This window comes from Pseudomonas piscis (assembly GCF_009380155.1).
GTDB classification, from domain to species: Bacteria; Pseudomonadota; Gammaproteobacteria; order Pseudomonadales; family Pseudomonadaceae; genus Aquipseudomonas; species Aquipseudomonas piscis.
Genome location: NZ_WHUV01000001.1, coordinates 39,295 through 54,483, shown reverse-complemented (window position 1 = coordinate 54,483; position 15,189 = coordinate 39,295). Strand labels below are relative to the sequence as shown.

At 54.3% G+C, this 15,189-nt stretch carries 13 protein-coding genes; 3 read left to right on the top strand and 10 right to left on the bottom strand.

Features of this window, described 5'->3' with window-relative positions; genetic code table 11:
• The 3 genes from GDH07_RS00235 to GDH07_RS00225 all read left to right on the top strand — a co-directional run bounded on the left by GDH07_RS00235 (position 1) and on the right by GDH07_RS00225 (position 4,339).
• On the top strand, positions 1-1,107 hold the full coding sequence (locus tag GDH07_RS00235; protein WP_152896440.1) for a CgeB family protein: 1,107 nt from the start codon (positions 1-3) through the stop codon (positions 1,105-1,107).
• 128 nt (positions 1,108-1,235) lie between these two features.
• On the top strand, positions 1,236-3,386 hold the full coding sequence (locus tag GDH07_RS00230; protein ID WP_152896439.1) for a glycosyltransferase family protein: 2,151 nt from the start codon (positions 1,236-1,238) through the stop codon (positions 3,384-3,386).
• Entirely contained in the window at positions 3,383-4,339 is a 957-nt protein-coding gene (locus GDH07_RS00225; RefSeq protein WP_152896438.1) for a hypothetical protein, read from the top strand. Before GDH07_RS00230 ends, GDH07_RS00225 begins: the two co-directional genes overlap by 4 nt.
• A gap of 24 nt (positions 4,340-4,363) precedes the next feature.
• On the opposite strand, the gene GDH07_RS00220 is transcribed toward GDH07_RS00225, so the two are convergent.
• From GDH07_RS00220 to GDH07_RS00175, 10 genes are all read right to left on the bottom strand, one after another.
• On the bottom strand, positions 4,364-5,704 hold the full coding sequence (locus GDH07_RS00220) for an ABC transporter ATP-binding protein (protein ID WP_152896437.1): 1,341 nt from the start codon (positions 5,702-5,704) through the stop codon (positions 4,364-4,366).
• Positions 5,694-6,503 carry an ABC transporter permease gene (locus tag GDH07_RS00215; protein ID WP_152896436.1) on the bottom strand — a complete coding sequence of 270 codons (810 nt, stop codon included), beginning with the start codon at positions 6,501-6,503 and terminating at the stop codon, positions 5,694-5,696. The genes GDH07_RS00220 and GDH07_RS00215 overlap by 11 nt, the downstream gene beginning before the upstream one ends.
• Before the next feature lie 36 nt (positions 6,504-6,539).
• Positions 6,540-7,478: an NAD-dependent epimerase/dehydratase family protein gene (locus tag GDH07_RS00210; protein ID WP_152896435.1), complete on the bottom strand. Its 939-nt coding sequence runs from the start codon at positions 7,476-7,478 to the stop codon at positions 6,540-6,542.
• 81 nt (positions 7,479-7,559) lie between these two features.
• Positions 7,560-8,273, bottom strand: a complete 714-nt coding sequence (locus tag GDH07_RS00205; RefSeq protein ID WP_152896434.1) for a sugar phosphate nucleotidyltransferase — start codon at positions 8,271-8,273, stop codon at positions 7,560-7,562.
• A 3-nt stretch (positions 8,274-8,276) separates the two neighbouring features.
• Positions 8,277-9,431: a DegT/DnrJ/EryC1/StrS family aminotransferase gene (locus GDH07_RS00200; protein WP_152896433.1), complete on the bottom strand. Its 1,155-nt coding sequence runs from the start codon at positions 9,429-9,431 to the stop codon at positions 8,277-8,279.
• Positions 9,432-9,466: 35 nt separating this feature from the next.
• Entirely contained in the window at positions 9,467-10,438 is a 972-nt protein-coding gene (locus tag GDH07_RS00195) for a transketolase family protein (RefSeq protein WP_218584723.1), read from the bottom strand.
• Positions 10,435-11,268 (bottom strand): transketolase, encoded by an 834-nt coding sequence (locus GDH07_RS00190; RefSeq protein WP_152896432.1) that lies wholly within the window; start codon positions 11,266-11,268, stop codon positions 10,435-10,437. The genes GDH07_RS00195 and GDH07_RS00190 overlap by 4 nt, the downstream gene beginning before the upstream one ends.
• A complete protein-coding gene (locus tag GDH07_RS00185) occupies positions 11,261-12,214 on the bottom strand; it encodes a GDP-L-fucose synthase family protein (RefSeq protein ID WP_152896431.1) in 954 nt (317 codons plus the stop codon). Before GDH07_RS00185 ends, GDH07_RS00190 begins: the two co-directional genes overlap by 8 nt.
• Before the next feature lie 2 nt (positions 12,215-12,216).
• Positions 12,217-13,125 carry a GHMP family kinase ATP-binding protein gene (locus GDH07_RS00180; RefSeq protein WP_343038046.1) on the bottom strand — a complete coding sequence of 303 codons (909 nt, stop codon included), beginning with the start codon at positions 13,123-13,125 and terminating at the stop codon, positions 12,217-12,219.
• 87 nt (positions 13,126-13,212) lie between these two features.
• A complete protein-coding gene (locus GDH07_RS00175) occupies positions 13,213-14,739 on the bottom strand; it encodes a B12-binding domain-containing radical SAM protein (RefSeq protein WP_152896430.1) in 1,527 nt (508 codons plus the stop codon).
• Between the last annotated feature and the right edge of the window lie 450 nt (positions 14,740-15,189).

Here is a 15,189-nt window from a genome sequence, read left to right as displayed (position 1 = left end):
ATGGCCTGGTTCCACTTTTGCACCGCCAATCACAACAAGATAGGTAGATCGACGCTGACCGATATGGCGGACTGGTTCGAGGCTGGTTTGCTTGATCTCGGCCACAAGGTGACGTTCTCCGAAACCAGCATGGAACGGTCTGCCATCAATCTGTTCTGGGAGTATTTCGAGCCTGGGATGATCGAAGAGCTGCTTCGTTCCGGGATCGAATACGGAATAATCGCGACCGAGTTACCGGATGGGCATGGCTTCAACTGGCGAAGCGATCAACAGTGGACGAATCGCTTCAACACATTTTCCGAAGTGGCCCGGCATGCGAAATTCATCTGGACGATGATAGAAAGTTCAGTACCGTTCTACTCGCAGTTCTGCCCCACGGCCTTCATCGAGCTTGGATTTTCGCAGCGGCTTGTCCCGGCGAGCTTGAACAAGAGTCCAAATATCGACTTCTGCTTCTTCGGCTTGAGAACACCCTACCGGGAGAAGGTGGTTAAACAACTGCAGATGCATGCGAAAGTAGTCTGGCCTCGTAACCTGCTCTCTCCTTCAGGCATCGCGGAATTGATCAACAATAGCCGTGTCGGCCTCAACTTCAAACAGTCCGACAAGTGGCCGATACCCTCTCCTACGCGTCTGGGACGGTTGATGATGGCGAAGCGGGCGGTAGCTGCCGAGTATGTCCCCGTCGCTACTCGACAAGGAGATATTGCAGGCATCTGCCCCGAAGCGATCCCGTTCCACGAACATGCGCTGCACATCTTGGAGTCCGGATGGAACAAAAAAGCCGAATTGGCTTTCGAGCGCTACCGCACCGAGATGCCGATGGCGCTGATCATGGAGCGGGTGCTGGAGCAGACCATCAGCCAATTCGATTCTGTCTCTGAAGCTGAAACCATCGAGATCAGGCTTTATCCACCAGTACTGATCGGGGAGGATCCGACCTGGAACTTCTTTGGTTGGGAAAACGAGTACTTTTCACTCAGGAAGTCACTCGGGGAGATCGACGTAAGGCTGGGGGCGCATGTTCTGCAGAGCTTGTATGGTGTGGAAAACGTCCTGTACTCCAACAGTCTGTCGAGCTTGTACCAAAAGGTAGGAAAAGAATGAGCCTTCGCGCTCGATAATTGCTGCGGATAGCAATCAAATCGTAATTGTCTTGGACTCAAAGGTCGCTTGGCCACTAGTGAAAGCTATTAATGACCAAGGCGTAGGGCGCACTCGTTGCGGAGAAAGGAATGAACGCTCAGTTGTCAGTTGCAGCACCGTGGAGCTTGACTCACTACATACCGTTAAATGGTTTTCATCCCCTGTATCGCGCATTGTTCGAGTCAAGGCCGGAATGGGTGAGTGTAAGCACCTGGGACAACATTGAGTTATCCCAGAAGCTCCGTGGCGAGGAGTCGTTCAGAACTCGACTATTGGGTGAGTTGGCAAAAGACTCCGCGGCACCGCCGTTGATGTCCGATCCAGTAGAAAAGGGGTATTTCAGACACTTCGGAATATCTAACTTCAGCCTGACACGCTTGCTGCCCGGGGATATCGAGTTCCACCATACGGCTCCATTTCCCAGCTTCCAGCGTCCGTTCGTTTTTCACTGCGAGGCCTTCGCTCCCATATTCTTTCCGCTGGCGCATCAAGGTAGCGAGGGGTTCGCTTCGCTGGAAGTGCAGAGAGTGCGTGAGCACTACAGCGCTATTTTTGAACACCCGTTGTGCTTGGGGATCTTCTCCCATATTCCACAAACTCTAGACGAAATCAGCCGCTTCTTTTCGTCGCCCACCATTGACAAGAAACTCCATGCATCCCGAATTGGCCTGTATGGCAGCGAGTCGATACCCGAACACCTGGAGAAAAGTGATCTGCAAGCGCCGATCTTTCTATTCGTCAACTCGGCGAACCAGAATCCCAGGAATTTCTCCCTGCGTGGCGGCCATATTGCCTTGCGTTATTGGCAGCGGCTCTTCCCTGAGCCGGGCGAGGGGCGCCTCATCATGCGCTGCGCCCGACCTGCCGACCTCGAACTTGCTGAATATGGAGTCGATCTGGAGTGGTTACGCAGGCATGAGGGTAAGAGCGTCATATGGATAGAGAGCTATCTCAGTGAGTCTGAGCTCGATTCATTGATGCAAGCTTCTCACTTTCTGTTCTTGCCAAGTATGTCCTTGCATTCGGTATCAATAATGTCGGCCATGGCCGCAGGTGCTATCCCTATCGTTTCAGACACAGTCGGAACGGATCGCTACGTGACGGATAACCTCGACGGTGTGGTACTTCGCGGCATACGTGCCGCTAACTGGCTACACGATGCAGAAACAGGGCTCATGTTCAACTGCTTCCAGCGCAACATTGAGCTGGAGGATGACCTGGTTGAACAACTGGTTGACCGGATAGGAAGGTTGTTGAGCCATCCCGAGGAATATCTCTCGCTGCAGCATGCCGCCTTATCCAAGGCACGTGACTCGTTCTCGGGCCCAAGTTTCAGCCAGGACTTCTGGGGACAGGTTCAACGCTGCTACCAAGAGTCGCCGTCTTTTAACAAGAACGGCATAGATGCTCACGAGTGGCCTGAGTTGAATCGATGCCTTGCAGGCAACAAGGATTGGTCGCGCCTCTTCACTAGCGCAACTCAACCTGTCATGCGGCTCGATGCTGGTAGCGGCCGCGTTACTGAACTGGGCGGCTGCTTGATCTTCACCCCTGTCGATGGATCTACCGCATTGCATCACTGGTCACCCGTTGCGGAGTACATCGACGAAGAGGCACCGTCGCTGAGCTTCGCCGGTAGCATAAAGGGCTTGAGTGGATGCTACCTGGCAGCACCACATGCCGAGTTCACCAGTCGCCAACCCAGTCGCCTGGTCGCTTACGTGGCTAAAGCGTTGATGCCTTTCCCCTGGTTGTTTTCTGCCGCCTCGGTGTCGCTGCAGTTGCTGCGACGGGCAAAGCGTTTGATAACGCCTGGCAAGGTAGTGATCGAGCAGCAGAAGAGAGCTGCTATGTCGGTGGATATCGAATTGATCGCCGAAAACGTCAAGGGGCTAAATATCATTCGGCATGGGCACATGTTCTATGGTGTTTCGCCCGCGGCAGGTGAGTTCATCCCTATGTATGCCCAGGCCGGAAAGTACGATCCATGTCTGGTAGGAAGTAGTCTCAAAGACCTGTTGCGGCAGGTAGAGGAACTCCCGGGGGGAGATGACACGGAACTGCTGGAGAAAGGGATAGGGGGCTTCAATCTCGTTCGCTATGCCAATGTCTTCTATGCAATACCGGAGTCGGAGGGAGACTTTGACATCGCCCGAGTTCATGCGGGGTTTTACAGTTGTACGCATTCGGGTCTATCTGTCGATACCGTCAAGGCTGCGATCTTAGAGAGCACACGATGAGCAACGGAAAGAAACTGCCGCATATCCATCTATGGGTCTACAACCATCCACTGGCAGGTATCAGTGACCAGGTAGAGTTCTTTTTCCTGATCATGCAACAGCATGGCTATCGTGTTTCGATGAGCAGGAAACCGAGACTCGATGCCTTGAATGTCGTGATCGAGAACTTTTCCGAAGCCACCAGCCAGACGCTGATCGATTTCTGTGAACGCACAGGAAAAAGAGTTGCGCTCATCATGACCGAGCACTTGGATCTACAGGGCGGGGAGCTGTTCATTCACGGTGAACCGTTATGGAACGACAACGACTACATGCACCCTGTCACCCAGGTGGCACGTATCAAGAACCTCATGGACTGCTTGCCTTGCCTACGGGCATTGTGGGTTCTGGGAGACCTTCCGCAGTTGATTGGATCCGAGAGGATGTTCCCGGGCATACCGGTTCGTGCACTGCCCTTTCCGTCTTTAGCGCGCGTGGAACCTGACATCAACGCCCCTCAATATGATTTTGTTTTTACTGGTGCGTTGACCGCTTTTCGCAAACAGATACTAACCAATCTCTCGGCGAGCCATTCGTTGACGCACACGACGCATTTCCTGCCTCGCAAAGGTCGCGATCAGCTGAATACGACAGCACGAATTGTGCTGAACATTCCCCAGCGACCTGATTGGCGCTGGTTGTCATTGATGCGAATCATCGCGGCATTACGCTGTGGGCGGGCAACTGTATCGATTGGCAGCCGGGATACGTCGGCTATATCGCACTGTTGTTTTCAGTTGGATGAGGCGCAACTGCCGCAGCGTTTAGGCGAGCTGCTGAGCAACTGGCCTGATTCATATGCTATCGCCCACGAGCGATATCAAACCATGCAGGCTAACTTCACCGACGAGCACGGTTTCCCTGCGGACCTGATCGAGTACTGGGCGCTGCTTGAAAGGAAGTGGCTGTCGTGAAAACTCTTCAGGGGAGCACGAGGCTCATAGAACCTCATGCCTGACCTGCATGTCAGCGAAACCTACGATACCTGGAGTGCGGGCGAATGTGAGACACGCCAGGGATCGCCTTACGTCCAGATAACGGTCCTCCTCGGGGGTCGCCTGAGTGCAGCCGAGATCCAGGAAGTACTCAGCCCCAACCAAACCGGTATGTAGAGAGAACTTCACAACCCGACACTCCCCCTCCTCGGCGGAAAGCAGAGGAGCTTCAAGCATCAGCATATTGGTGCCGAATACGTAGGTTCCATCGAGGGAGACGATTGCCAGGCCAGCGGAAACATTTTCGAGTTTCTTGTGAAAAAGAATCTTGATTAGCAGTTCAATCGTCTGCCCTGTGGGAATGGTGATCGGATCTTTTTTACCGTTTGCTAATATCTCGAAATCGATGATCTGTACTTCGCCACTTCCCAATCGGACTTCATGAGCGTTATAGGTAGGTTTATTGCGAATTACATCGCTCGTTCCACCATCAAGCAAAAGCGACGGTACACTTCCTCCGGCCTCCAATACCTGTTCATCAGGGGACGTACCGTTCTCGTCTTCATCTTCATCTTCATGTGACAGTGCCACTTTTCCAGACAGTAGGTTCTGGTAATGATTGACGGCAGCAACTATCGGTCCATCGAAAGATACCCGCCCTTGTTCAATTACCAGCCCGCGATGGCATAGGCGCAATACCGTGTCGATGCTGTGGGAGACGAACAGGATGGTCTTCCCCTGATCCACGAACTCTCGAATACGCTGAAAGCAACGATGTTGGAACTTCGCATCGCCGACGCTCAATGCTTCATCGACGATCAGGATTTCAGGCTCCACATGTATCGCTGCAGCAAAAGCCACCCGTACGAACATACCCGATGAATAGGTCTTCACTGGCTGATCGAAGTGTTCGCCAATCTCCGCGAACGCTTCGATAGAAGGCATCTTCGCCTCCATTTCACGGCGACTGAAGCCCATGATCGATCCGTTGAGAATGACGTTCTCCCGCCCCGTGAACTCAGGGTTGAAACCTGCACCCAGCTCCAACAACGCAGATATCTTGCCGTTTACCGAAACACTGCCCTTGGTGGCTTGCATCACTTCGCAGATGATCTGCAATAACGTGGACTTGCCCGAGCCGTTGCGCCCAAGCACGGCAATCAACTCGCCTTTGCTCACATCAAAGGAAACATCCTGGAGAGCCCAGAACTCCTTGTGGTACTGCTTGCGTAGTGGGTGAAGCCCTTCTATCAAACGCTCCCGTGCCGAGGAAAACAGTCGAAACTTCTTTGATACGTGCTGCACGGAAATCACTGTATCGTTTGCCATGCTATTAGAGGACATCCGCAAATTCCGGCTTCAATCGACGAAAGATAAAGGCTCCCAAGAACAACACAACAAGCGTGAAGCTCCAGAAGACCAACGTCTGATCCAGTGGTGGCCAGGTAACTGTCGGGAAGATCAGCGTGCCCCGGTAGCCCTGCACGATGTAGTTCATCGGGTTGTAGACCATCCATTCGGCTATGGCAGGCGGCATGATCTGCGGCGACCAGACGATAGGAGTGCTCCAGAACCAGAGATTGATCAAGATCGTTAAAGCTTGGCCTATGTCCCGATAAAAAACCTGTAACGCCGCCAGCATCCAACCCAACCCCAGCAGCAAAGCGCAGGTGCAAAGCAGGAAGTAGACGAACAGCAGGCGCTCAGGCAACAGCGGCACTTTGTAGAGCAGCATCACGACCAACAGGACCGCTAGAAAAATCACGTGAGGGATCAAGCCCGATACCAGGTGAACTAGCGGAAGTATTTCCGTAGGGAAGACGGTCTTCTTCACCAAGTGGGTATTACTGGTGATCGAATGGGTTATGGATTGCAGAATCTCGCTGAAGAAGAACCAGGGCACCAACCCGCAGACAAACCACAGAATGAAGGGTGTATCTACGGGAGCCTGTGCCCTGAAGCCAACCGCGAAGACAAAGTAGAACACCACAACAATCGCCAGCGGATGGGCAACCGCCCACAGCATTCCGCCCAGAGTTCCGATATAGCGGCTCTGCAACTCTCGCATAGCCAAGGCTTGAATCATGGAGCGATGGCGGAGGATATTGCGCAACAGTTGCTTCGCCGAGAGGTGGCTAACCAAAGGTAAATCCTTCCTTTGTCGAGGCTGCGGAGTATGTCAAACGTTGCCGTAGACCATATTCTTGATCATTGTAAAACCTTTGATCAAATCGCGGATGCCGTCATCAAGAGACATGGTCGGCAGGTAGCCAGTGGCCTCCAGCTTGGCATTGGATACCACATAGTTACGCTGATCCAGGTCTTTGCCGACTGGGGCATCGATAAATACGAAGTCTGGTATCTGCAGCTGGATACGCTCGCACAGTTCACGCTTGGAGATGTTTGCGTCCGAAAGACCGACGTTATATATCTGCCCTGCCATGGACGAGAAGTTCTCCAGGCCGTGCAGGAAAACTCGCGCCACATCGCGCACATGGATGTAGTTACGCTTGAAGCCGCTCTCGAACAGCACCACGAAACGATCATGGACCGCGCGATAAGTGAAATCGTTGACCAAAAGATCGGTGCGCATCCGTGGCGACATGCCGAAAACAGTGGCCAAGCGGAAGCTGATAGCGTTTTCACGCTCCATCAATAGCTTTTCAACCTCGACCTTCTCCTTGGCATATTGCGAGATTGGCCGCAACGGCGATTCCTCGTTGCAGAAGTTTTCTGCATCCCCTGTTCCATAGGCGCTATTGGTAGTCGGCATCAGCACCACCTGTTCAGGAGACAAGAGGCGAAGCATCATGGCAATTGCATCGTGATTGATGCTCGAAGCACCAACCGGATCGGCGTTGCACATCGGAGCACCAACCAGCGCAGCCAGTGGAATGACCACATCTGCTTTGCTCAGCAGTGGCTTCATTACGCTTTCCAGGCGAATATCGCCCTTCACCACGGAAAAGTTCGGTGCGTGGCACACATGGTTCAAGCTCGCCTGCTTGAACAGGAAGTTGTCCACCACGGTGACGTTATGCCCTGCATCCAGCAAAGCTGGCACCAGCGTCGACCCCAAATAGCCTGCACCGCCAGTTACAAGAATGTTGTAGCCCATCGTCTGTGTCCTTCTCCTGTACATGAAACATGTCAGAGCAAGATGAAGCCGGCCTGGGATTCAGGCCGACCCATCGCCCTATCAAATACCTGTCAGCACGCTCGAGGCGCGGTGATAGTCCTCGGGAATGCCGATATCGATGAATGCACCATCGGCGGCAAAGCCTTTTAGCGTTGCGCGACAATCCAGTAGTTCCGGTAGCAACTCATCCTCCAGCGATAGCGCTGTGCCCTGCGCGAATGGAAGGCGGGCTAGGCTGCTGCGACGCACCCAGTAGACGCCACCATTGGCTAGGCAACCTGGTACCCCACGCTGTGAGGCCAATGATCTGATGCGCCGCTCATCGTCCAGCTCGAGTCCCATGTAGCGGTTCGCCTCGGCAGCTCGAAACAGCGATAAGGTCCAGTCAGAGTTCTCTTGCCTGGCAAAACTATCCAGGGCTGCCAATTGCACGGCGAAGAAGGTATCGCCATTGAGAACCAGGAATGCTTCTTCATCCCTCAGCTTCGATGTCGCTAGCAGCAGGCCACCGCCGGTCCCAAGACGCTCATGCTCGATCGCGTAATCCACTTCGGCCGTACGATAGGTATTGCCGAAGTGTTCACTGATGGAGTGCCCCAGGTAGCCGACCGACAGGATGAAACGGCTGATGCCCTGGCCGATCCAATAGTCCATCAGCCATTCGAGGAACGGGCGGCCTTGAATGGGAGCCATTGGCTTGGGTACCTCCGACACCACACTGCGCAAGCGTGTCCCCAGGCCACCAGCCAGAATCACTGCTGTGGTGACTGCCATGAGTTACACGCTATTGAGGAAGTGGCACAGGTCATCGATTTCCTCGTCCCGCAAGTCGGGGAAGTTGCCGATATAGAACCCATAGAAATGGACGTGCTCCGTCTCTGGAAACTCGCGATGGAAGCCTTCCGGCACGATGCCCTTGAGGTAAGGCTGACGCACTTGGTTGCCGCCGCCGGCGCTACCTCTGCGAAACTCGATGCCGCCCTCTTTCATGTGAGCCATTAGCTTCTGTACTAGCTCATCATCAGGCTCACGCAGGATAAGGTTGAACGCATAGTTACTTGAGCCTTCCAGCTTGAAGTCGGTCCGGTACTTCTTGGGGTCGATACGGCTGAGGAAGCGCTGGAGGTTCTGCGTCCGACGCTCAACGTTGGCGGACAGTCGCTTGAGCTGCATGCGTCCGAGGATGCCGCCGATTTCCGTATTGCGGGTATTGAATGCAGGGAAGGCAAAGATGAAGTCCGGATTCAGCTCGGGGTTCGCCTGCTGATATTGGGAGCGGAACTCAGGATCATCGGACTCACGCACCATGCCATGGGAACGCAGCATGCGTGCCTGCTGATAGACCAGTGGATCATTGGTACAGATCATCCCGCCTTCGATAGTGCTCATGTGGTGGGCATAGTAGAAGGAGAAGTTGGACACCCAGCCCAGGCTACCCAGGCGGCGACCGTTATGTTCGGCACCATGTGATTCACACACATCCTCGATCAGCGGAATGCCACGGCGCTCCAGCTCCTGCATCACCTCATCATCGATTCCGTCGAATCCTTGCACGTGGGTGAGGAATACGGCACGGGTACGCTCATTCAGCTTGCTCAGGATCTGGTCCGGTGCCATCGACAGCGTACGTGGATCGATGTCGACGAAGACTGGAGTGAAGCCGTTCTGCAGCACGCTGGCAATATCGGAAACCCAGGTCAGGGTTGGTACCACCACTTCACCGCCCTCCGGGTAGCGGAGCTTGAGCAAAGCCATGGTGAGCAGGTTCGCCGAAGCGCCGGAGTTCACAAATACGCTGTACTCGACTCCAAGCCATTTCGACCATTCTTGTTCGAAGGCTCTGACGTTCTCACCGTGGGTCAGCTTGGGGTCATCCTGGCGCAGGTGTTCGATCACCGCATCCAGGTCCTCGCGCAAGATGTTGTTACGCATCAGAGGGTATTTCATCGTCAACGGATGCTCCGTAGTCAAAGTGATTGGTAGAAGTCCTGGATTTTCTGGGTGACCGCCTGTCGGCCGATCCCCACCTGCTCATGTAGGGTTTGCCGGTCACCTAGCTCGAATCGATATTCCGGCGTTACGCCGATATTCAGAAATGGCTTGGTAGGCATGTGTTTGGACAGTAGGTTGAACAGTAGAGCGTCCAGTCCGCCAGCGCCCTGGAAACCCTCCTCCAGTGAAATGACACCGGGGGATTGCCGAAGCAGGGCCACCAAGGCTTGTTCATCGAACAGGCTGAGATCGAACAGATCCACCACGTTGACCTTGATCCCCTGCCCTGCCAGATCGCTGGCTACGTGCAGCGCGGTCTGGGTCATATAGCCGGTCGATATCAGGCAAAGCGCACCATCCTCTCCATGTACATGGAAACCCCGGCTGAAATCCGGCAGTGCCTGATCATAGATAACGGGTAGCACCTGGGCATCCAGTCGCAAGTACTTGATACCGGGCCGCTCCAGGCATTGGTGAGCCAACATGCCGGATGTCACCTGATCGGCTGGAGAGAATACCTGCATATTCGGCAGGCTTCGCATCAGAGTAAGGTCTTCATAGCACTGGTGGGTGGGACCAGAGACCACATAGCTATAGCCGGCCCCGACTCCGATCAAAGTGACATTGAGTGGGCGCGCGGTGGACAGCAGGCCCAAGTTGACGCGGATCTGCTCGAAGCAGCGCATGGTGATGAAAGGAGCAATCGCATAGGCGAACACCTTGAACCCTTCCAATGCCAAGCCGGCAGCTACGTTGATCATGTTCTGTTCGGCGATGCCCACGTTGACGAAGCGGTGCGGGTAACGCTCGCGGATATGGTCGAGCACCGGGGAGCCAAAGTCCGCGGTGACGAAAAACACATCGCCACCTTCCATGGCCTCGAGGATCGAGGAGAGCAACGTATCACGCATAGCGCGTGGTTTTGGTTGTGGCTGCATCTCACTCATTGTCCATTCCCCAGCAATTGCTCAATCAGGTTTGGTGCGATCGGCGTGATATGCGACAACGGCGCACTCTCGAGCCCCGGCACGCGATGGCCTTTGCGCGTATTGACGATGATGGCCTGAGGTTTCCCCTGGTCGTTGGCGCGGCTGATATTCAATGCCTTGGCGATTGCTTGCGGTGAGTGGCCATCATTCACGACCTGCGCCTGCCAGCCAAAGGCGTTGAACTTGGCCTCCAGGTCACGATGGGAAACTATTTCGTCGGTGGCCCCGAGCATGCTGATCTGGTTGTTGTCCACCAGAACCGTAAGGTTGTCGAGGCGATGCTGTGCAGCGAACATGAAGGCCTCCCAGTTCGAGCCTTCATGCAATTCGCCATCTCCCGTGACAACGTAGACGCGTTGATCGTGCTCTAGCCGTTTCAATGCCAGCGCCATGCCGGCCCCTACACCTACGCCATGGCCCAATGAGCCGTTGATGGTCTCGTAACCCGGAATCACCGGATCCGGGATACCACCCAGAAAGCTGCCTGCCATGCAAACGCGCTCAAGCTCGGTGGCTGGGAAAAATCCCAGGTCGGCGAGGATCGGATACATGCACAGGGAACCGTGGCCTTTGCTGATGATGCAGCGGTCACGGCCAGGCCAGAGCGGTTCAGTCGGTTTCTGGCGCAGGAAGCCTCCGTAGTAAAGCGTCACGAAAAGCTCGATCGGAGATAGGGACGACGCAACCCGCGTTTCGGGCGAGCGCTGGTGAATCTTCAGGGTTTCACGCCAGACCCAGTCTGCTTTTTCCGAAAGTTTCGCGGCAAATGCCGGTTCGATGTCATGCATGGCCGCTCTCCAGAAAAGAGGCATAGGTTTGACGGATACCAGCTTCCAGCTCAATACCCGGTTGCCACCCCAGGGTGGCCAGACGAGAGCTGTCGAGTAACTTGCGCATGGTGCCGTCCGGTCGTCCGGTATCCCAGCTGATATCGCCCTGATAACCCACGACCCGAGCGATCAGCTGGGCCAGTTCGCGGATCGACAGGTCGTAGCCAGAACCGATATTGATGGGGAGTTCGACATCTGAAAGCTCAGTAGTCAGCAACAGATGGCAAGCGTTCGCGAGATCGTCAGCATGGAGAAACTCACGTCGTGGCTGACCACTACCCCAGAGTGTCGTGACAAGATCACCGTCCCCTACCGCGCGGTGGAAGCGATTGATCAGTGCCGACAACACGTGCCCTGATTGCGGATCGAAATTATCGTTGGGGCCGTACACGCTGTTCGGGATTACAGGAATGAAACGCTGTTCTCCATACTGCCTGTTGTAAGCCAGGCACATGTGGAGTCCCGCCAGCTTCGCCACGGCGTAGGCAATACTAGTAGTCTCCGGCTTCCCACTGAGCAGTGCGTCTTCAGCCATAGGCTGCGGGCACTCGCGGGGGTACATGCAGGAAGAACCGAAAAACAGCAGACGTTTGGCAGCGTAACGGTGAGCACTCTGGATAACGTTGCTCTGGATCGCCAAATTGCAAGTGATGAAATCAGCCGGGTAGGTCAGGTTCTCAACGATACCTCCCACCTTGCCTGCCGCGAGGATCACTACCTCCGGACGTTGCTCGGCGAAAAAGGCATCAACGGCCAATGAATCGGTCAGCTCCAGTTCTCGATGTTCTCGCAGAATCAGGTTGTTGAAACCCGCCGCTCTGAACTGCCTGAGGAAAGCCGAGCCGATCATGCCACGATGCCCGGCGATATAAATCCGTGCGTGCTGGGAAAGAGGTTGCGACATGCTCAAAATCCGTTGGGCTGATAAAGGACCACGCGGCTTCCCGAGTTGTCGAACCGAAATGGCACATGAATCAGATCCTGCAAGCACTCGTGAACCTGTCGCTGCAGTTCAGGCTTGACGAAGAACAGCATGAAACCACCACCGCCTGCCCCTAGCAACTTGCCCCCAATCGCTCCAGCCGAACGGGCCGCTTCATAGATATGGTCCAGGTCCGGGTTGCTGATTCGATTCGACAAGGTCTTTTTCAGGCACCACCCCTCATGCAGCAGAGCACCGAAGTCATCAAGCGAACCAGAAGACTGCAATATCGACAGCGCTTCATCCGCCATCTGCATGATTTGTGTCAGCTCGCTGTGACGGGTCGAGATGTTCTGGATCTGGCTCTTGGCGATCTCTGAGGCAATACGGGAAAAGCCGGTGAAGAACAGCATCAAGTGGTCCTGCAAGTGCTCCAGGCGCTCATTGGGCAGGATGATCGGCGTAACCCTGAAATCGCCGCTCCGATGGAAATCGACACGGTTGAAACCACCGTAAGCCGCGGCAATCTGATCCTGGGACCCTACACTCTCCTTGATCAGGTTCTGCTCGACGTGAATAGCCATCTTCGCCAGAGAGTCATGGCAAACCTGCTCTCCCTTGAGCGCCTTCAGGGCATGTAGAAGTCCGACGGTGAACGATGAACTTGAGCCCAATCCGGAGCGTGCGGGCAAATCACCGTCGTGATGAATTTCCAGGCCCTGATCGCAGCACATGTAGCGCAGTACTTCGCGCACCGAGGGATGTTGAATCTCGCTCGGGTCCATCACGTTCTCGATTGCCGAATAGACGATTCGGTACTTGTGATCGAAGAACGGCGGAAGATGACGACAGTTGATATAGCAGTACTTGTCGATCGAAGTGGAAAGGACCACGCCCCCTTCGTTTCGATACCACCCAGGATAATCAGTACCTCCCCCAAAAAAGGAGATTCGGTATGGTGTGCGAGTCAATATCACTGGCTAGTCCCCAAGCAGTTTTCGTTTCAACCTTATGCGAGTCATCTCTTCGATGTTGTTTCGCTGCATCAAGCCGAATTTCTCCTGGACCAGGTCCAGATATACAGGGTTGGTAAAGTAGTGCTGCCAGGCTTCGTCTCGGAATTTCAATACATCGGCTGCCGACAGGTACTTGGTCGGCAGTGGCTCGCACTCATAGGATAAAAAGGCATAGCCCTCGTATCGGGATGGCAACTTCCAGCCGTTCTCCCGAGCGATCCTGTGCATAGGGCTTCCCGGCAGTGCCTGGCAAGGGTACATATTGGTCATCTCACAATTCAGCTCGACGGCTAAATTCAACGTCTCCTGCATGGTTTCGAAGGTGTCGTCGGGGAATCCGAAGATGAAGTTGCTGATTACATTGATGCCCACGTCCCGGATACCATTGCAAACATCCCGAATGTTGACCTCCTTGAACGAGCCCTTCGAAACTTCCTGGCGCACTACCTGGTTACCTGCCTCTACCCCCAGCGCCAACCAGTTCACACCTGCCTTCTTGAAAGTCTCGAGAGCGTCGCGACGGACAGTATCGACCCGTGAATACGTCCACATATTGAAGTTGAACTCACGCTCTATAACCTGTTCCAGAATCGGCTGGTAGAACTTGCGGTTAAGAAAGAACATTTCGTCACTAATACGCAGAGTGTGCACGCCAAGTCTGGCCAGCTTCTCCATTTCGCGCATGACCCAAGCCGGGCTCCAGAAACGCATGCCTCGAAAACTCGCAGCATCGACATCATCGGAGTTGTCGGTCCGGTTGAGTATGTTGATCATGCAAAAGTTACAACCGAAGTTGCAGCCCAGCGATGTGTATATCGCAGCGAAAGGTGTGCGGTTGCCGTGGTCGAAACCTGCATGCCAGAAGTGTGCGCGATACAGATCCAGGGGACGCTCTTTATAGGGCAACAGATCCCACGCGTATCCCGGCAGGTCGATGTCCATGCGCTCCTGGGGAACCAGGCGCTCCGGTGGATTGAGCATCGGCATGGGGAAATTTGCCGGGCCGGATTGCTTATAACCAATACCCTTGATAGTGGGAAGGTCATTGCCCAAGTTGCTCCTGAGCAACGAGTGCAGAGCGTAGACACCTTCATTGAGCAAAACTATATCGACGCAGGAATGTGCCAGGACTTCCTGGGGCAAGGCGCTGACATGGGAGCCGACAAAACAGGTCTTGAATGCCGAGGACTGTTCTTTGAGCGCGCTGGCTAGCTCAAGAGCTCCAATCATGCTTGTAGTGCCGGAATTGGGGTTTTGCCCATAAACGACAAATACCACCAGGCGCGCCTGATAGGCCTCGATGTTCAGTACAGCCTGCTCGAGGGTCAGCCTCAAAGCATCGCAATCAAGGATTGCTGCCGAGAACCCAAGACTGCGACATGATTCAGCCAGAAGCAGCGACCATGTCGGCGGTTCAATTGCAGAATATACATCGGCCAAACCTTGATAGGCCTTGGCTGATGAGTCTGGCGTAACAAACAATACATCCATATGTGCCAGGTGATCCTGTCTTGTGAACTGAAATGACTACCGTGGGGCTACACCAAGTTTGGTTATAGCTAGACTCCACGAACGGTTTGAATGGGTTAAGAACTTCAAATCTCGCCTTCAGCGATTAGCTGATCTGCATGCCTACTCTCTCGGAACATCCAGCAGCTTTGGGCAATGTAGCGCCCCCCACAGCGTCCACTTCCCAGGGCGACAGGTCCTTCGTTATCCGATAAGCCATCCGAATAGATGCCTATACGACCGGACACTCCATGCGCTCCAAGTCATCCATTCGATGTAACTCCGAGTGTCAGACAGTGCCAATGACTAGCATTCTCGCTGAGGTAGTGCTTTTGAACGCTACCACATCAAGCACACCTTGCAAGCACTGATAATGCTTGTAGGGGAATCCCCCATCTCAATTAGACGATAACAAAATGACGCTACCAAACA